Below are 18,691 nucleotides of genomic sequence, written 5' to 3' on the forward strand. Positions count from 1 at the left end.
GTTAGAAAACTTATATTAAAAGGTAATGTTATGACCGGTAGCACAGGATCTTATGCTCCCCCGCGAGTTCTTAGCGTCTTCTCGTTAGTGATGATTAATGTCATTGCGGTTGATAGCATTCGCACATTACCGATGGCAGCAAGTTATGGTTTTGCATTAGTCACTTTATATGCCATTGCAGCCTTAATGTTCTTTATTCCGACTGCATTAATTACCGCTGAGCTTGCTACCACCTGGCCAGAAAAAGGTGGGATCTATGCTTGGGTTAAAAATGCTTTTGGCCCTAAATGGGGCTTGTGCGTTGTGTACTTACAATGGATTTACAACGTGGTTTGGTACCCAACGATTCTGACCCTCATTGCCAGTACCATTGCTTATTTAATTGATCCTTTACTGGTGCAAGATGCCAGTTTTATGACAACCGTGGTATTAACGACTTTCTGGGGATGCACCTTTCTGAATTTTTTTGGGATGCGCATCTCTAGCGCTGTCAGTACTTTTGGATCTTTGCTAGGAACCCTTGCCCCTATGGCAATTATTATTGGTTTAGCGATTGCTTGGCTCAATCGCGGTAATACGCCTGAAATCAACTTTTCATTTTCTGGCTTATTTCCCAATGTCAAAAGTGTTGCAGAGCTCGTTTTCTTTTCGCAACTTGTCTACAGTTTGCTTGGTTTAGAAATGTCGTCAGTGCATGCACTAGAAGTGAAAAATCCTAAAAAAGATTACCCCAAAGCTTTATTAATTTCAGCCATTATTATTTTGATTAGCTTAGTCTTAGCTTCTTTAGCGGTTGCAATTGTGGTTCCTGCAGATAAGCTGAACAATTTAACGGGAATTATTCAAGCATTTAGTCTTTTTTCTGATGAATTCAATACTCCTTGGTTAGGCCCTCTGGTTGCTGGCGCTATTTTAATCGGTGGGATCTGTGCTGTGGCGACCTGGATTATTGGTCCCACAAAAGGGTTATTTGCCGCCGCCGATGATGGCCTTTTACCACCCTTTTTAGCAAAGACTAACCGATTTGGTGTACCTTACCCCATGCTGATAACTCAAGGGATTATTTGTAGTGTTCTGACATTAGTTTATGTTCTGCTGCCCACGGTAGAAGGTGCTTATTTTGCGTTATCTGTGATGGCATCTCAATTATCACTTTTGATGTACACCCTATTATTTGCTGCAGCAATCCGCTTACGCTATAACAAAGCCGACACTCCCCGCACTTTCAAAATTCCGGGTAAAAACTGGGGGATGTGGCTTGTTGCAGGATCTGGCATCGTCATCAGTCTTGCCGTCGTCATTCTTGGATTTTTCCCCCCCAGTAGCAAAGTGGATGTAGGTGATATTGTACTTTATGAAGCCGTGATTATTGGTGGGATCTCTCTTATTTTGCTCCCCTTGGTTTTCATCCATAAGCCCCGCCAGCAATTGAATATGAGTACCTCCCCTTAATAAAAAGCGCCTTTCTTTGCCTATCTGTTTAAGGTATCATGCCCGCACTGGAGTGGGCATGAATGGAGTATGGGCGATGAAAAATTTGCTGCTATTTCTAGGAAGTTGCGCTGTAGTTTCAGGATTCGCCTGGTACTTTTGGCGCTTAGGACAGAGCGCTCTAACTGCCTGGATAGCCTTGCTCAGTCTGTTAGCCAATTTATTCGTACTCAAGCAAATTGAGCTCTTTGGCTTTAACGCTACTGCCAGCGATATTTTCTCAGTTGGCAATTTGCTAGCGCTGAACTTGCTCCAAGAAAAATACGGTCGTCAAGCAACTCAACATGCCATTTGGGCAAGCTTAAGTTGTTTATTATTCTTTGTAATCATCTCGCAAATCCATCTACTTTATGAACCTAGCCTACATGATCAGTCCCAAACCGCTTATCAACTTTTATTAACCGCATCGCCGCGTACTATGCTAGCTTCATTAGTCACTTTTTTGATTGTTGATCAATTTGATAGCCGCGCTTATCGCACGTTTAGACAACGGCTACCCAACATTTCAATGATATGGATAAGCGGCGCTACCATGTGCCTTAGTCAATTGTTAGATACGGTTTTATTTAGTTTATTAGGTTTGTATGGCATTGTTGGGGCCCTCATCGAAATTATCCTGATCAGCTGCTTGATTAAGCTGATTACCATTGCCAATATCATGCCCTGGTCTTATATTTCTCAACGGATTTTTAAAAAACATGCTGTCTGATGTCGCCAATAAAGCGGATTTTCGCTTTGAGATCCTCTATCAATCAAAACGTTCACGCGCACGCGTCGGGCGTATTATTACACCTCATGGTGTGATTGAAACGCCTAATTTTGTTGCTGTAGGTACTAATGGTTCTTTGAAAACACTGCATAATCATGATCATGAAGAACTTGATATACAGTTGATGTTTTGCAATACCTACCATTTAATGGTGCAACCTGGCACGCAGTTGATTAAAGAAAGTGGTGGGTTGCATACTTTTATTCAACGTCAACAACCGATTATTACTGATTCTGGTGGCTTTCAAGTTTTCAGTCTTGCTTATGGTAATGTCGCCAAAGAATTGAAAGGACAAGGCGGCAAAAAGCATCCTCCTTCAAAAATGAAAGTGACCGAAGAAGGAGTGGTCTTTCGCTCTTACCGCGATGGCACCAAAATCTTTTTATCACCTGAAACCTCGGTTCAGGCCCAAAAAGACCTAGGCGCAGATATTATCATTCCCTTGGATGAGCTATTGCCGTTTCATGTTGATGAAGCGACATTAAAAGCCTCCTTTGCCAGAACCCATCGCTGGGAATTGCGCTCACTCGCAGAGCATCTTAAAGCACGGCAAAATCAAGCGATGTTTGCCGTTATTCATGGCGGTACTGATTTAGCATTACGACAACAAAGCTGTCAGCTATTAACCAAAGAAGCTTTTGATGGTTTTGCGATTGGGGGCTCCTTAGGGCGCGATCATCAAGAACTGCACGATACGGTGGGCGGTACCACATCGCATTTACCCACTGAAAAACCAATTCACTTATTAGGCATTGGCGATGTAACCTCGATTAACCACTGCATTCCCTTTGGGATAGATACTTTTGATAGCTCATACCCCAGCAAAGTTGCTCGCCATGGTATGATTTTAACCGCCAAAGGACCGCTTAAAATTACGCGCACCGAACATGCGCGCGAACGGATCCCACTTGAGCATGATTGTCCTTGCCCAACCTGCAAGCACTATACGCGTGCTTATTTGCATCACTTATTTAAAGCAAAAGAACCTTCTGCCGCAAGCCTTGCGACCTGGCATAACATTCGTTTTATGACCCGTTGGATGTCAAAAATTCGCACCGAAATTTTGTGTGGATTGCTTTAAAAGCGAGATTTAAACTACGCCGAAGCTCTTTAGCGTAGGCGAGAAAAAAATGGGAGCCGAAGCTCCCATTAAATTTAGTTTGGGTGAAAACGAACTTAAGACTCTGCACCACCGATACGGAATTGTAAGAATGGTCCAATGCGGCCCCAGTCTTCAGCATGTCCGGTATTGGCTGCAAATCCTGCCTGTGCTACACCACCTTGAATTGGATTGTTGTAATACGTATTGCCATTCTTGAATGCATTAAAGATATTCATATAACGCATACCCAAGGTCACACCTACTAACAAGCCATCCCAATCTGTTTGGATACGACTGCAATAATCAACACCAAAGGAAATATCTAATTTACCCACAACCGATTTACTATCATCGGGTTGATATTGATAGAACAACGCATCGCCATTAAATTGCGCTTGAGAAAATTCATTATTCACATATAACAAACTGGTCATTGCGCCCATAAATACGCTCAAATGACGATAATCATGTGATGGGAATGCACGCGCCATCACCGCTACACCAGGACCAAAGCCTTGCATTTCATTTTCAGTACTGCGGAAACGATTGGGATTACCTGCTTGTGATTGAAATTCATTGGTGTTTCTTTCAACTTTATCCCATTCAAAAAAACCACCTAAATCTAAGCTGAAATGATGACCAAAGTTTAAAGCACGGCTTAAGCCTATGCGTAATTCATCCGATTTTTGTTCAACTTCTATGGAACCTGAGGTAATCGCTCCCGGTACTAAACCAAGGTTTCTGACGCCAGATGTGCTTGCATCATCATCCGCACGAAAGTGATCCCAGTAAACGAATAAGCGGGTTTTGGTACCACAAAAACGATGGGTTAACCCTAACCCGAAATCGAATTCCCAATCAGGATCAACGAAGACATGACGTGTAAAACCATCACCACCTACTGATGAAGGTGCTAATAAAACATCACCATAGCTCAAACCATTACCGGTTGTTTTGGTATAAGTACCTGTAACTAATAATGCGGTACGGCTAAGTGTTGGGTCTAAGTTAGCTTCTGCAGCACTAATCATACCCGCTGCAATGACTGCGCCGAATGTCACTTTGAGTGCTTTATTCATATAGAAAGTCCTTATTAAAGTCCTAAAAGAAAAACGAAACCGTTCTCTATCTCAGGGCGAAGCTTCCTGCTTACACTCACACCCAATGCTTTTAACCTATGTCAAAAAATTAGCTCACAAATTATTAGTTTTTCAACTAATTGGAAATTGCTCTTTTGGATTTTGATTTTTTTCATGGCTAAAATTTCGTTAGAAAATTTAATCAATTAAAAATAGCCTAGCATAGGAATAGCGGATGTACACAAGAAGGGAAAAGATAAGGAAAAAAGAATACAACAAGTTTATTAACTTGCTATAAACAAAATTGGAAAGCGGTTTTAAATCGTGGTGGGCCGTGATGGATTCGAACCATCGACCAATAGATTAAAAGTCTACTGCTCTACCGACTGAGCTAACGGCCCATCGACTTAAGGGCAGTATCATACCGTAAAATTATAAAATAACAAGTTACTACGGATATTTAGGTCATGAGCAAGATAACTCATGACCTTCGTTGATGTTGATAATTATCTACGATTTGCAGTTTTTCGTTTTGCAGGAGCTGCATTTTTCTCTGTTGTCGCGTTTTTGGCTGCTTCCGCTTTCTTGGCTTGTGCCGCATTTTGCTTTGTTTCTTGCGCTTTACGCTTATGCTGATTAAACGCGTGTGAAATGACTTTACCATGGCCTTTATCAGCAGCAGGTGCAGAAGCCGATTTTTTTGCATCAGACTTATTCGATGCGCCAGCCTTCTTCTTAGCCTGATCCTGCACTTGTACGGCAGCCTTTGTCGCCTTGGGCTTATTCTCTACTTCATTAGTAGGCTTTTTACCCTTAGGCTTGTTTTCCGCTTGATTGTCAGGAGCCTCATCATTGTCTGCCTCATTGGATTGTTTCTGCACCACCTTGGGCTCAAACAGATGTTGATTTAAGTATTGAAAAGCAAATTGGTAGGCCCACAGCGCAAGCGGTATACCGACAACAAAATAGACCGCATAAGGCGCCATAAAAGCCGGCAAAATAGCCTGTGCTGCGGCTACCGGGATCCCTGGGGATGTACTCGTGCCGAAAATAAGAGCCCCAACAGGCTTTAATAAGACAGAATGACTGAGCGCATAGAAGGTGGCGCCCATGAAATAAAGCCCCACAAACCCTAATGCCCACCCCATCATTCTGACAAACTTGCTATGGTGCCCTAACTGCGTCAGGAGCTTTTTACGATTTTCAGCATTCGCAGGTGCTGCTTCAGGGGTTGGTTCTTGGGACTCTTCTGATGTTGACTTCTCAACTGATTCCTCAGAAACATCAGCGGATTGTTTGCGTTTTGTGTGGGGCTTCTTTGGCATAAATAGTCCTAATAACAAATAGATAGTCGACAAAATAACCTAACAGTCCGACAAAATACCCAAATAAAGTTAACTTGTCAACTAAAAAGAAAAGAAGGATGCAAATACCCCCGTCTTCGTTCGCTGTTAGCGAACTACGCTGGGCAAGCCCGCACAAATCGAAACCTTTTTGCTCTAGGCTAGGTCCGTCTTCGCTCTGCAAGCTACGCCAGGAAAGCGCCAAGGGGTATTACAAATAACAAGGGAAAGATTATAGATGGCCTTCTTGGCGCATCTTATCTAATCGAGAATCTGCCAATTGTGCCGAGGTGGTACCCGGATATTGGTTTTTGACTTGATTGAGCAATTCGTTCGAACGCTTCCATTGACCTTTGGCATATTCAACATAGCCAAGCTTTAAAAGTGAATCTGCGGCTTTAGGATGTTGGGGATGATTGCGGTAAACGCGATCAAAGGCTTCATAGGCTAAATCTAACTCACCTTTCACTAAATAGATTTCACCCAGCCAATAATTAGCATTCGGTACATATTTGCCATTAGGGTAATGACTGACCAGAGATTTAAATCCGGCCAATGCACCTTCGTAGTCTTTGTTTTGAATTAAACGATAAGCGCTTTGATAGGCCTTTTCCTCAGCTTGGACATTTTCTTCTGCAACTGGGGAAGCCTGAGCAGCTAAGTTGCTCTGCATGCTATCGGTGTTCGTGTCATTTTGACTCAAAGAAGCTGAGGAGACCCCGCTCACTTTAGCAGGGCCGCCTTCGCGTAGTCGTTGATCTAAATCCAGATAGAGTTTCTTCTGATGTTCTTGCATCTGTTGGAGCTGGTAACTTTGTTCTTCAACCTTACCTCGTAGCTCCTGCATTTCTTGTTGCAAGTATTCAATTTTTTTCAAGGTATCCAACGCAGCGCGCTGTTCTACCATGCGATTTCCTTGCGAAGTGGCATCATTGTCCCAATTTGAATTAGAACGTGATTCCACTTCTGCACCAGGCCATGCTACCCCTATTGATGACAATAGGGTCAGCATGATTGCGGCAAGGCAAGAAATCCAGTTTACTCTCAAACTGAAATTAGTTTTCATAAACAATAACAGCACGTCGGTTTAAGCGGTAAGCATCTTCGCTATGACCCATTGCTTCTGGCTTTTCTTTACCATAGCTAACGGTTGCGATTTGATGTGGCGCTACGCCTTGTGACATCAATGCATTGGCAATGGTACGCGCGCGTCTTTCGCCTAATGCAATGTTGTACTCGCGGCTACCATGTTCATCCGCATGCCCTTCAACGCGCACGTGGTGATTAGGATTGTTCTTTAAGAATTCTGCATGCGCGTAAACAGCTTCGTAATCCCCTTCGCTTACTTCTGAACGATCATAAGCAAAGTAGAATTTGCGTTTAGCGAGTAAATCGCGTTGCTCTGCGCTACCGGTAAAATCAGAACCGTCGCCGGCACCGTTGGTGCTTGCGCCATATTCTGAACCACCATTCGCGCCGTTTTTTGCATTATGGGAACAACCCACAATACCGACGCAAAGTGCAACACCTAGTACTAAGTGACGCAATCCCCGAATTTCCATGTTGGCTCCTTAACTAATTTTTATAAATTTGCAAACCGCTATTCTATCTCAAGATAGAAACGGTGACCAAGCTGGCTCTTGTACGCTACCTTCACGTGCTGGCAGACGTAATTGACCTCTACCATCTAGCGTGACTAAGCTTAAAATTTGACGATCGCCTTCTTGCGTGCCATAGAGTACCATAGCGCCGTTAGGAGACAAGGTGGGTGATTCATCTAAAAACGCATGGGTTAGGACACTAACCTCTCCCGTGGCTAAATCCTGACTCGCAATATGGAACTGACGCTGCCCTTCTTCACGATGCATCATCACTAAATATTTACCATCCGAAGTCAACATCGGACGCGCATTATAATTGCCAACGAAGGTCACGCGATTAATTTTTCGCGTGGACATATCCATGCAATAAATTTGCGGTTTGCCACCACGATTTGATGTGAAATATAGCGAACGACCATCTTTTGACCAAGCAGGCTCGGTATCAATCGAATAACCATCGGTAATTTGTGTAATATTTTGTGTATCCATATCCCATAAGAAAATCTTCGGACTACCTTCTTTGGATAACACCACCGCCAGTTGTCGGCCATTGGGTGACCAAGCCGGTGCGCCATTAATGCCTGGGAATTTTGATAATAAGCGACGTTTACCTGTTGCCACTTCAATGAGATAAATTTCAGCACGATTTTTTTCAAACGAAACAAAAGCAATTTGTCTGCCATCGGGTGACCATGAAGGCGACATAATCGGTTCTTTCGATTTGACTAATGCAACAGGGCCATAACCATCCGCATCAGCCACTTCAAGACTATAATGTGAACCATCAAAAGCGCGCACCACCATCACATAAGCAATTCGCGTTGAAAAAGCACCGCGGATCCCAGTTAATTTTTCATAAATATCGTCACTAATGCGATGCGCTAATGCACGAAAATCTTTACGACTGATGCCATGGTAGGTTTTGCTGAGTAATACCGTGTTTTCTACTCGTGTTAATTCGCCATTGTTAAGCTGCCCTGACGCACCTGATTGTGCTTTGTAGACATCTAACAATTTAAAACTAACCGCAAATCGATCGCCTGCCTCTGGTTTAACCGTTCCTAACACCACGTTTTCAACACGAGCTTGCTGCCATAATCCCGCATCTAATTCTTGTTGCACATTGTTAACACGCGGTAATTGCTCTGGGAAAAGCGGTTCAAAACGGCCACTCATTCTTAAATCATTACGAACCACACCAGCTAATTCTTCAAAAGCGGCGCCATAGCCTGAACGGCGTAAGGCGGTTTCTTCTGCGCTATTGGTTACTGCAATAGGCACACCCGCAACCATCCCTTGGTTGATTTCAATATTCAGGCGCGCATTGGCACCCCCAAACGATATGCAGAGCAAAATGGCGAAAAATACTCGAATCAGTTTGAGCCTAGGCAAGGCGCCAAGTGAACGAATCAGAAGGAGTGTATACTTAATACATGACTTCTGTGAGTGAGCGTAGGCAACACAGCATAGGTTCAAAATGGTTCGAGTATTCACGCGCCCTCCGGACGAAATGTAAAGGTAAACTGTCTAAATTCACTCGCCAATGCAGGGTCGGTTGGCATCGGCAACGGAGAAGCTTTCTTAACCGCAATTTCAGCTGATCTATCAAATTCAACACTGCCACTTGATTGCACAATCGTCGCATCAATCACATCACCTGTTGGCATCAAACGTACTTCAATTTTGCAAGAGAGATTATTGAAATTTAATCCCAAGGGTTGACGCCAATGCTGATGTAATCGATTACGCAAAGCCAACATACATTTATCGATTTCTGCTTTATTGTTGCTTGCCGCTCTTTTGGCTTGCTCATCGGCCAAAGCTTGCTCTTTCTTACGAGCCGCTTCTTGCTGTTTGGCTAATTCTTGTGCTTTTTGCTCAACTATCGCTTTGTTCTTCGCCGCTAATTCTGCTTCTTCTTTTTGTTTTTGAATTTTCTTTAATTTTTCTTGTTCTGCTTTCACTTTTTCTTTTAATTCTTGCTCTTGCTTTTCTTTCGCAACGCGTTGTAGCTCAGCTTCTTTTTTAAGCTGCTCATTTTTCTTTTTAAGCTCAACTAATAGCTTCTCTTCTTTTTCACGCTTTTCTTTGGCTTCTTCTTCTTTGCGAATGAGCTCTTGCTTTTTAGCCTGCTCCTGCTGTTTTCTTTTAGCTTCGAGTTCAGCCAGCCTGTCGATTTCATCTTGCAAACTTTTCTTATTCACAACAACCGCATCGATGACTTCTTTATTTTCATCGGGTTGATTCATGGCAGGAAGATAGATGGTGTGTTCAAAACTAATAACCAGCAAAAGGATTAGCACAATATGCAAACCAACGGCTAACCCAAACGATATCTTTTGCGAACCACTTTTACGCACAATGATTACCCTTTTTGATCATCTTGCGTCACTAAACCCACGCTGGGTGCACCGGCTTTTTGCAAAAGCACCATCGCGCCAATCACTTTGCCATAATCAACTTGTTTATCCGCTTTAACCAAAATGCGACGTTTTGGATTTTTTTCCAAATCAGACATCACATGTGCGGTTAACGATTGATGATCAATCACCGCAGAAGGACTTTCAGAAATATTAAGATAATAGCGTCCTTCCTTATCAACACTGACGACAATCGGTTCTTTTTCATTGCTTGGCAATGCTTTTGCACTTGCCTGAGGCAAATCAACTGAAACGCCTTGTTGCAATAATGGCGCCGTCACAATAAAAATGACCAATAAAACCAACATCACGTCGATGTAGGGCACAACATTAATTTCTGCAACTAATTTTTTCTTAGAATACTGCTTTCTCAGCATATTCCACCCTTTTAATCTACTAATGCTTCTTTAGGTTGCGTTTCTGAGGTCTCTTGCCAAGATTGCGAGTGCAATCTGCGATTCAATGCTCCTGAAAATTCTTCTGCTAAGGTATCATAACCACGAATCATTTTTTGTGTATGTGCAGAGAAGCGGTTATAAGCAAATACTGCAGGAATCGCCGCAAATAATCCCAATGCGGTTGCCACCAATGCTTCGGAGATGCCCGGCGCTACCATCGCCAAGGTTGCTTGTTGCATGCTACCTAAGGCACGAAATGCCGTCATAATACCCCAGACAGTACCAAACAAGCCGATATAAACACTGATGGAGCCCACCGTTGCAAGAAAAGGTAAATGCTGTTCTAAAGATTCTTCTTCTCGCGCTAAAGCGACTCGCATTGCGCGCTCTGTCGCAACCATCACTGCTTCTTGACCAATCTCTTGTTTATACAGCCGAACAAATTCACGAAAACCCGCTCTCACGACCTCTTCAACGCCGTCATTGTTGATGCGACGTGCCAAATAATCGTAGAGGCGATTCAGATCGGTGGTTGTTTTGAATCGTTTTTGAAATGCATCAAACAATTTCTGAGCTTGGAAAAGCGCATAGCCTCGCTGGAATATGAGTGTCCAGGAAACGATTGAAAGCCCTAATAGAATCAACATCACTATTTTTACCAATGCGCTGGCATCAGTAAATAAACTTAGTAATGATAAGTCAGTATTCACGCTTTTAACTCCCTCAATACGGCCCTTTGGCCTTTAAAACCGATGTATCACCTGAAGATATCATAGTTTGCTTAGTCTAAAGATGAAAGTAACTTAACCTTTCCAAAGTGTCACTATTCATCAAAAATGAACATTCCCCAAGGTTCATTTTGGATACTGAATAGATACTCCAAAATATCAATTCAAGCTACCAAACTCAAATATTTCTCAACATGGGAAATCAAGTTAACTCATTCTGTGGCACAGGCAATCCTAGATGCGTATAGGTTTTAGCCGTGAGCACCCGACCACGTGGCGTTCGAATCATAAAACCTTGCTGAATCAAATAAGGTTCAATCACATCTTCAATTGTATCTTTGGCTTCACCTATCGCGGCTGCCAAACTATCAATCCCCACGGGGCCACCATGAAATTTATCGACTGCAACTTGCAGCAATTTTCTATCCAATACGTCAAAACCTTGTTCATCCACTTCTAATAATGCTAAGGCTTGCTTGGCTAATAATTCCGTGATCTTACCTTGACCTTCGACTTCAGCCACATCCCGAACACGCCGCAATAATCGGTTTGCAATTCTGGGTGTACCACGCGAACGGCGCGCAATTTCATAAGCCCCTTCATCTGTCATCGTAATGCCCAAGACCTGCGCTGAGCGCAATACAATTTTTTTCAAATCAGCCGCATTATAAAATTCAAGTCGTTGCACAATCCCAAAGCGGTCACGCAGTGGTGACGTTAACATACCCGCTCTGGTTGTCGCGCCAATTAGCGTAAAGGGTGGCAGATCCAATTTGATAGAGCGAGCAGCAGGCCCTTCTCCTATCATGATATCAATTTGATAATCTTCCATCGCAGGATAAAGCACTTCTTCAATCACTGGGCTTAAGCGATGAATTTCATCAATAAACAAGACATCTTTAGGCTGTAAGTTCGTTAAAATAGCAGCTAAATCTCCAGGACGCTCAATAACAGGCCCTGAGGTTTGTTTAATATTAACATTCAATTCATTGGCAATAATATTTGATAAGGTTGTTTTTCCTAAACCAGGTGGCCCAAATATCAATACATGATCCAATGCTTCCTGACGTCTTCTGGCTGCTTCAATAAAAATATGAAGTTGTTCGCAAACCGCATCTTGGCCTGTGTAGTCCGCTAAAGTTTGAGGCCTTATCGCTATTTCATGACTAGGCTCTTGCCCACGCACACCTTGCGACACAATCCGATCGGTTATTTGGCTACTCATACTTTAGCAAGTCCTTGTAAGGCTTCTCTTAAAATCGATTCACAATTTAACGATTTGTCTTCGACTCTCGCAACCGCTTTATTTGCCTCTTGGGGTTTATAACCCAATGCAATGAGCGCAGCGATTGCTTCTTGTTCAGGATCTTGCGCTTTCGATAATAACGCTGGCGATAAATTCTTAGGTGGCGTAGATAATACCATTTTACCTAATCTATCTTTCATCTCAACAATAATGCGCTGTGCTGTTTTTGCACCAATACCAGGCAGCCTTTGTAAACGCCCCACTTCTTCACACGCCAAAATTTCTATCAATTCAGAAGGTGATAATCCAGACAAAATGGCTAAGGCAATTTTAGGTCCTACACCATTGGTTTTAATCAATTCTTGAAAAAGATAGCATTCATCATGCGTGGCAAAGCCATAAAGTAATTGCGCATCTTCTCGCACCACCATATGCGTTCGCAATACAGTCTCTTGCCCTATCTCCGGTAATACAAAAAAAGTGGATAACGGTGTCTGCACAATATAACCCACCCCATTGACATCAATGAGTAAAAAAGGGGGATTTTTTTCAATTATCTTACCGCGAAGTTGTCCTATCATATGATTCCCATGCTAAGCGATTACGACGATGAGTGCTTTTTCGACTGACTTTTTGCGCTGTTAAATCGGTATGCAAATGACAAAGTGCAACTGCTAGCGCATCAGATGCATCGACTTGTGGTTTTTGTTCTAGTGATAATAAAACTTGCACCATATGTTGGATTTGGCTTTTATCTGCAGCACCACTCCCTGTAATGGCTTGCTTGATTTGCCGAGGTGCATACTCATAAACCATTAAATTGGCTTGCATCACTGCCGCAATGGCAACGCCTCTTGCTTGACCTAATTTCAACGCTGAGCGCACGTTTTTATTCACAAAGACTTGTTCAATTGCTATTTCCGTTGGCTGATAGGTTTGAACCAATGTTTGAATCTCGGCAAACAAACTGCCTAAACGCATAGATTCTTCAGGGGCAGTTAAGCGAATACACCCACCGAAAAGACATTGAGGTGCTTCTTTCTCATTTTTTTCAATGATCCCAACTCCCGTGATACGCGAGCCAGGATCAATACCAAGTATTCTTCTGGTTACAGGCAAAGATGCCTTCCTTATGCCAGTTGTGCGCCTATTTCTTCAGGAATATCTGCATTGGAATAAACTTCTTGCACATCATCCAGATCTTCCAACATGTCAACCATCTTCATAAACTGCTGAGCATCTTCTAAATTTAATTTCACAGACATTGAGGGCACCATGGTAATTTCACCTTCATCAGCCGTAAAACCTGCCGCTTTCATGGCATCTTGTACTTCTGCAAATAGGTCTGGGGAAGTATTGACGATATAGCTACCATCAGCTTGAGCAACAACATCGTCAGCGCCTGCTTCTATCGCGATTTCCATTAATTTGTCTTCATCAACCCCTTTTGCAAATACCAGCTGCCCCATTTTGGTGAAAAGGTATGCAACTGAACCATCGGTGCCTAAATTACCACCCATTTTGGTAAAAGCATGGCGAACCTCTGAAACCGTTCGATTACGATTATCGGTTAAACAATCAACCATGATAGCAACCCCATTGGGGCCATATCCTTCATAGCGTATTTCTACTAAATCTTGGTTATCTTCACCGCCCGCACCACGCTTAATCGCACGATCAATCGTATCACGTGTCATGTTATTGCTAAGCGCTTTAGCAATGGCTATTCGCAATCTGGGATTTGAATTAACATCCGAACTTATTTTAGCAGAAACCGTAATTTCGCGGATGAGCTTTGTAAAGATTTTTCCACGCTTTGCATCTTGAGCACCTTTACGATGCTTAATATTAGCCCATTTACTATGACCTGCCATGTTATTCATTCCCCTTTATCAATGTCTTGATTGCTTCTTGATTACTTGGCGATGATGCAAGCTGATATGCTTGGTTATTGTCTAACCAGCGATATCCTATGTGCTCATGGCTTAAGGTAATCGGTATTATTTTGGGTATCTCAAAAGTAAATACATGTTCTTTATTTTGAGTCACCGATGGCGCATAACGATGTCGCCATTGAGGGTAAATCTCAAACCAATTAGCCAAATGACAATCTTTCATAATGCCATTTTCAATACCTAAGGCCGTTTCTTCTTTCAATTCACGCCACGCTGCCTCTAACGGCATTTCATCTGCTTCTAAACTACCGGTCACTGACTGCCAAAAGCTAGGATAATCAGCCCTTTGTAATAATAAAACATCCGCTTGGGGCGTAAAAACAATCACTAATACAGATTCTGGTCGCTTCGTCATTAGTGTGAAGAATGATTACAAGCAGCCTTTTGACAAGAAGGTGCTGCGACTTTACTTTCACCCTCATTGGCAGAGCTTGCGACATTACGTTGTTTAGACTTAGGGATTTCATCGGTTGCGTAATAACCCCCCCCCTTCAAACGAAAACTGGGTGCTGTCACGCATTTTTCCAGAGCCATAGATTGGCACTGAACACATGGCGTACTCGGTATTTCATCAATTTTAAGTAACAATTCTTGCTCTTGGCCGCAATCTAGGCATCGATATTGATAAATTGGCATAGAAAAACCTCTAAGTCATGTAATTGTCTGAATAATATTCAGTTCCGCGTCATTTCACTTTATACTGGCACCCTTTATTGAATTCTATTGAGACAACATAAGAGTGGGTAAATTTAACACCTAAACTAAAAATAATTTTGGCCGACATTGTGCCATCTCCTTCTCCAAAAGGGGATAGCAAGTCTTGCTCTGTTAATTAATAACTAAGTTAACTAGCAATATATTTAAAGGATCTGACTATGCTCGTTCGTTTATTGATGATATTAGGTATTTTAGCGTTAATCGCTTGGGGGGTTCTATGGTTCTTGAAGCGGCGCTTGCTCAAATGGCTAAGTCATTTACAGCCTCCTACCACAGGAACCTCAACAAACATCGTCAGTGAAAAATTAATTGAATGCGCGTACTGCCATACATTTTTCCCCAAAAATCGCGCTATCATTCGAGAAGAACATTTTTACTGTTGCGAGGAGCATGCTTCTCTTTCACAATAATCAAACCTATAGGAGAAGGAGCTCCACTTGACACCAGCAATCCCTTTTCAGAGATCGGATCTGCAAGCCTATCTGTGGCAGTCATTACAATTATTCAATCTCTACCGCATTATATTAGCCATTGGCTTTGTGAGTCTCATCAAGTTTAATTTAGATGCTCAATTCTTTGGCATCGTTGATCGCTCTTTATATCAACAAGCCAGCCTATTTTACTTCTGTGCGAGCCTAGTTTTCCTCGTTTGCTCTTTGCTGTTTAAACGCAGTTATGACTGGCAAGCCAATGTTCCCATTTTTATTGACGTAGTTGCCTTAATTGTTCTTATGCACGCAACCGGAGGCGTCATCTCTGGGGTTGGGATCTTACTGATTGTTATTGCTGCGGGACACAGTCTTTTATTTCCCGGAAAATATTCTCTTTTAAGCGCCGCATCCGCTGCTATCTTGTTATTCTACGAACACAGCTATAATCTCTTAACTGAAAAGGTCACTATCAATACCTACACTCAAGTCGGATTACTTGGCTGTGCTATTTTAGTAACCTCCATTGTGACCAACATTCTCTCTTTACGAGCCAGACGCAACCAACAATTAGTTGAAAGCCAAGCACAACAACTCGCCACTTCACAACAATTGAATGCACATATTATTTCTGCAATGCATGATGGGGTTTTAGTATTCGATCAACGTTACCATATTCGCCTGATTAATGTTGCTGCAAGAACATTACTTGAACTGCAAGATTTTCCAAAGCATGATACACTCTATGATTTACCAGTCACTTTTCAGCAATGCTTTGCAAAGTGGTTGAAAGAGCAGAAAAACTCCATCATTTTACAACTAAGACCCGGCGGTCCCGAATTACGTCTTAATTTCTATCCATTAGGGAAGGGATTGCCTTCGGGAACACTGGTATTTCTCAATGACATTGAATCTGAAACCAGACGAGCACAAGATTTAAAATTAGCTTCTTTAGGACATTTGACAGCGAATATTGCACACGAGCTACGTAACCCATTGGGCACTGTAAGCCATGCCGCACAATTACTTGCAGAATCACAAATGCTCATCCCAGAAGATCAACAATTGGTCAATATGATTAAGCAACATTGTAATAGAATGAATACCGTGATCCAGAATGTATTATCGTTGTCAGGTCGTAAGCCTGCTAGAACAGAAAAAATAGCTTTAGTGCCCTGGCTTCAACAATTTATCAAAGATCTTTCAATTCAAAATATAGGTGCTCCCAAAATCACGCTCACTGCTGATAAAAATGATTTGCAAGTTAATGTCGACCCCAGTCAATTAACCCAAATATTAATTAATTTATGTGAAAATGGTTTGCGTTATAGCTTTAAAAAACATGGTCAGGCTTCTCTCATTTTACGGGTTTTTTTATCAGAATCCCCACCTATGATTATTTTAGATGTCATTGACGATGGCGAGGGAATATCAACTGAAGTGGCTAAGCATATTTTCGAACCCTTTTTCTCAACTGAAAATAATGGCTCTGGACTTGGATTATATATCGCTAAAGAGCTGAGCCAAATGAATGGCACCAGACTTGATTATGTATCGACTCATCATCAAGATGGTTCACAATTTAGACTGACATTTCCCAAAGGAGAGGCAAACACGTAATGGAACCCCTCGCACTCATCATTGATGATGAACCGGATATCTGCCAACTGCTTGAAATCACACTTAGAAGAATGTCAATTAATGCCCTTTCCGTTCAAAGCATTAAAGAGGCAAAAAAACTACTAGCCACTCGAACTTTTGATATCTGTCTTACCGATATGCGATTAGGTGACGGTAATGGTTTAGATCTGGTTTCCTTCGTACAAACGCATTATCCGCAAATGCCTATTGCGGTGATTACAGCACACGGCAATATGGAAACAGCCGTTAAAGCGCTTAAGTTAGGAGCTTTTGATTGCATTTCTAAACCAGTTGATTTAAATCAATTACGCGATATCGTTTCCGGAGCCCTAAAATTAAACGCCAATACTCATAATGATCTGCAAGAGCAGCTTATTGGTCAATCCGCTATTTTGCAGACATTAAGGCAACAAATTGCAAAACTAGCCCGCTCTCAAGCGCCTGTCTATATCAGCGGACCGTCGGGTTGTGGTAAAGAATTAGTCGCTAGAATTATCCATCAAAGTGGTTCTCGTCAGGAAGGACCTTTCATTCCTGTGAATTGTGGTGCCATTCCACAAGAATTAATGGAAAGTGAATTTTTTGGATTTCTTAAAGGCAGTTTTACAGGCGCTCATTTTGATAAAATGGGTTTTTTCAAAGCTGCCCATAAAGGTACTTTATTCCTCGATGAAGTTGCTGATTTACCTATCGCGATGCAAGTGAAATTATTACGCGCCATTCAAGAAAAAGCCATTCGACCACTTGGAAGCAATCAAGAAATGGCTGTTGATGTGCGTATCCTGTGTGCAACTCACAAAAATTTACATCATCTTGTTCAGCAGAATCTTTTTCGCCAAGATCTTTTCTATCGCTTGAATGTGATTGAACTGAGAGTGCCTAGTCTTCAAGAACGCAAAGAAGATATTCCTCTGCTCACCACGCATATCCTTACCAAAATTGCTGCAAATAGTACTCAAACGCCACCTACTTTAGACAATGAAGCGATTGAGATACTGTGTGATTACAATTATCCAGGTAACGTTAGAGAGTTAGAAAATATCCTTGAACGAGCCTTAACGCTCAGTGATGGCAAACACATTACATTGCATGATTTACATTTACCTCATCAAGCGCAAACCATAGAACAACAAACGGAATTAGGGCTGGATGATTATCTCATTTCTATGGAAAGACAAGTTATTTTAGATGCTTTAGAGAAAGCGCACGGCAATAAAACGGCTGCTGCAAAACTGCTTGGCATTAGCTTTCGAACCTTGCGCTACCGATTAAAAAAGATAGGCTTAGATAGCGATGCCAAATAATAATCGTGGTTTTACTTTGTTGGAGCTGCTCGTTACTTTATTAATCATCAGCATCCTCTTCATGTTATGCCAAACGAACTTTAGTCCGTTGTTATCACGCATGGTTTCACAAGATGATGCGTACCGTTTTTTTCAAACCTTAACCTATGCTAGGCAGGTTGCCATTAAGCATAATCAATTAATACAGGTTTGTCCCACACTCAATCAGCATGATTGCACAGCGGATTGGTCAAAAGGTTATATGGTTTTTTATCATCCTTCTGCTTCTGCACAAGACATTACAATACTGCGATATGAAAACACTCATTCCCGTAGTGATATTCAAACATACCAACCTGTAATAGTTCAATTTACAGGGGACGGGCGATGTTTAAACCGCACTACATTTCATATTCATGGCGAAAAATCATCGAAGATTGTCCTTTATGATAGTGGACGCATTCGTCTGATTTGCGGTGCTTAAAAATAA

21 protein-coding genes and 1 tRNA gene are annotated in these 18,691 nt (G+C 42.1%); 7 read left to right on the top strand and 15 right to left on the bottom strand.

The annotated features are described in order from the left end of the window. Positions 1-30 precede the first annotated feature (30 nt). Genes HT99x_RS13610 through tgt form a run of 3 tightly spaced genes read left to right on the top strand, consistent with a single transcriptional unit; the run spans position 31 to position 3,341 of the window. Positions 31-1,452 carry an amino acid permease gene (locus HT99x_RS13610; protein WP_075065382.1) on the top strand — a complete coding sequence of 474 codons (1,422 nt, stop codon included), beginning with the start codon at positions 31-33 and terminating at the stop codon, positions 1,450-1,452. A gap of 58 nt (positions 1,453-1,510) precedes the next feature. Further along, a complete protein-coding gene (locus tag HT99x_RS13615) occupies positions 1,511-2,200 on the top strand; it encodes a queuosine precursor transporter (RefSeq protein ID WP_083482796.1) in 690 nt (229 codons plus the stop codon). Then, positions 2,190-3,341: a tRNA guanosine(34) transglycosylase Tgt gene (gene tgt, locus HT99x_RS13620; protein WP_075065380.1), complete on the top strand. Its 1,152-nt coding sequence runs from the start codon at positions 2,190-2,192 to the stop codon at positions 3,339-3,341. Before HT99x_RS13615 ends, tgt begins: the two co-directional genes overlap by 11 nt. A 95-nt stretch (positions 3,342-3,436) precedes the next feature. Here tgt and HT99x_RS13625 read toward each other — a convergent pair whose 3' ends face one another. The 15 genes from HT99x_RS13625 to HT99x_RS13695 form a co-directional block, all read right to left on the bottom strand. Further along, a complete protein-coding gene (locus HT99x_RS13625; protein ID WP_075065379.1) occupies positions 3,437-4,441 on the bottom strand; it encodes an Lpg1974 family pore-forming outer membrane protein in 1,005 nt (334 codons plus the stop codon). 325 nt (positions 4,442-4,766) lie between these two features. Continuing rightward, a tRNA-Lys gene (locus tag HT99x_RS13630) sits at positions 4,767-4,842 on the bottom strand. A gap of 105 nt (positions 4,843-4,947) precedes the next feature. Continuing rightward, positions 4,948-5,766, bottom strand: coding sequence for a hypothetical protein (locus HT99x_RS13635; protein ID WP_075065378.1), 819 nt, complete (start codon positions 5,764-5,766; stop codon positions 4,948-4,950). A 250-nt stretch (positions 5,767-6,016) separates the two neighbouring features. Further along, positions 6,017-6,850 (bottom strand): tol-pal system protein YbgF, encoded by an 834-nt coding sequence (gene ybgF, locus HT99x_RS13640; protein WP_075065377.1) that lies wholly within the window; start codon positions 6,848-6,850, stop codon positions 6,017-6,019. Beyond that, positions 6,840-7,346, bottom strand: a complete 507-nt coding sequence (gene pal / locus HT99x_RS13645; protein ID WP_075065376.1) for a peptidoglycan-associated lipoprotein Pal — start codon at positions 7,344-7,346, stop codon at positions 6,840-6,842. The genes ybgF and pal overlap by 11 nt, the downstream gene beginning before the upstream one ends. 48 nt (positions 7,347-7,394) lie before the next feature. After that, positions 7,395-8,777 (bottom strand): Tol-Pal system beta propeller repeat protein TolB, encoded by a 1,383-nt coding sequence (tolB, locus tag HT99x_RS13650; protein ID WP_375338925.1) that lies wholly within the window; start codon positions 8,775-8,777, stop codon positions 7,395-7,397. A 98-nt stretch (positions 8,778-8,875) separates the two neighbouring features. Further along, positions 8,876-9,745: a cell envelope integrity protein TolA gene (gene tolA / locus HT99x_RS13655; RefSeq protein WP_075065375.1), complete on the bottom strand. Its 870-nt coding sequence runs from the start codon at positions 9,743-9,745 to the stop codon at positions 8,876-8,878. Between the two features lie 5 nt (positions 9,746-9,750). Continuing rightward, positions 9,751-10,182, bottom strand: a complete 432-nt coding sequence (gene tolR / locus HT99x_RS13660) for a protein TolR (protein ID WP_075065374.1) — start codon at positions 10,180-10,182, stop codon at positions 9,751-9,753. Between the two features lie 11 nt (positions 10,183-10,193). Further along, the gene (tolQ, locus tag HT99x_RS13665; RefSeq protein WP_075065373.1) at positions 10,194-10,913 is read right to left on the bottom strand and encodes a protein TolQ; all 720 of its coding nucleotides are present in this window, start codon (positions 10,911-10,913) and stop codon (positions 10,194-10,196) included. A 220-nt stretch (positions 10,914-11,133) separates the two neighbouring features. Further along, positions 11,134-12,156, bottom strand: coding sequence for a Holliday junction branch migration DNA helicase RuvB (gene ruvB / locus HT99x_RS13670; RefSeq protein WP_075065372.1), 1,023 nt, complete (start codon positions 12,154-12,156; stop codon positions 11,134-11,136). Next, positions 12,153-12,758, bottom strand: coding sequence for a Holliday junction branch migration protein RuvA (gene ruvA / locus HT99x_RS13675; protein ID WP_075065371.1), 606 nt, complete (start codon positions 12,756-12,758; stop codon positions 12,153-12,155). Before ruvA ends, ruvB begins: the two co-directional genes overlap by 4 nt. After that, entirely contained in the window at positions 12,736-13,296 is a 561-nt protein-coding gene (gene ruvC, locus HT99x_RS13680; RefSeq protein WP_083482795.1) for a crossover junction endodeoxyribonuclease RuvC, read from the bottom strand. The genes ruvA and ruvC overlap by 23 nt, the downstream gene beginning before the upstream one ends. 11 nt (positions 13,297-13,307) lie before the next feature. Then, positions 13,308-14,051 (bottom strand): YebC/PmpR family DNA-binding transcriptional regulator, encoded by a 744-nt coding sequence (locus HT99x_RS13685; RefSeq protein ID WP_075065370.1) that lies wholly within the window; start codon positions 14,049-14,051, stop codon positions 13,308-13,310. A 1-nt stretch (position 14,052) separates the two neighbouring features. Beyond that, the gene (gene nudB / locus HT99x_RS13690) at positions 14,053-14,487 is read right to left on the bottom strand and encodes a dihydroneopterin triphosphate diphosphatase (RefSeq protein ID WP_075065369.1); all 435 of its coding nucleotides are present in this window, start codon (positions 14,485-14,487) and stop codon (positions 14,053-14,055) included. Then, positions 14,487-14,768 (bottom strand): FmdB family zinc ribbon protein, encoded by a 282-nt coding sequence (locus HT99x_RS13695; RefSeq protein ID WP_075065368.1) that lies wholly within the window; start codon positions 14,766-14,768, stop codon positions 14,487-14,489. Before HT99x_RS13695 ends, nudB begins: the two co-directional genes overlap by 1 nt. Positions 14,769-15,007: 239 nt before the next feature. On the opposite strand from HT99x_RS13695, the gene HT99x_RS13700 reads away from it, so the two are divergent. The 4 genes from HT99x_RS13700 to HT99x_RS13715 are packed head-to-tail and all read left to right on the top strand — an operon-like array spanning position 15,008 to position 18,685. Beyond that, on the top strand, positions 15,008-15,259 hold the full coding sequence (locus tag HT99x_RS13700) for a PP0621 family protein (protein WP_075065367.1): 252 nt from the start codon (positions 15,008-15,010) through the stop codon (positions 15,257-15,259). A gap of 27 nt (positions 15,260-15,286) precedes the next feature. After that, positions 15,287-16,897 (top strand): ATP-binding protein, encoded by a 1,611-nt coding sequence (locus HT99x_RS13705; RefSeq protein WP_075065366.1) that lies wholly within the window; start codon positions 15,287-15,289, stop codon positions 16,895-16,897. Continuing rightward, positions 16,897-18,222, top strand: a complete 1,326-nt coding sequence (locus tag HT99x_RS13710) for a sigma 54-interacting transcriptional regulator (RefSeq protein ID WP_075065365.1) — start codon at positions 16,897-16,899, stop codon at positions 18,220-18,222. Before HT99x_RS13705 ends, HT99x_RS13710 begins: the two co-directional genes overlap by 1 nt. Next, on the top strand, positions 18,212-18,685 hold the full coding sequence (locus HT99x_RS13715; RefSeq protein ID WP_075065364.1) for a GspH/FimT family pseudopilin: 474 nt from the start codon (positions 18,212-18,214) through the stop codon (positions 18,683-18,685). Before HT99x_RS13710 ends, HT99x_RS13715 begins: the two co-directional genes overlap by 11 nt. Positions 18,686-18,691 lie beyond the last annotated feature (6 nt).

It is taken from the genome of Candidatus Berkiella aquae (genome assembly GCF_001431295.2).
GTDB classification, from domain to species: Bacteria; Pseudomonadota; Gammaproteobacteria; order Berkiellales; family Berkiellaceae; genus Berkiella; species Berkiella aquae.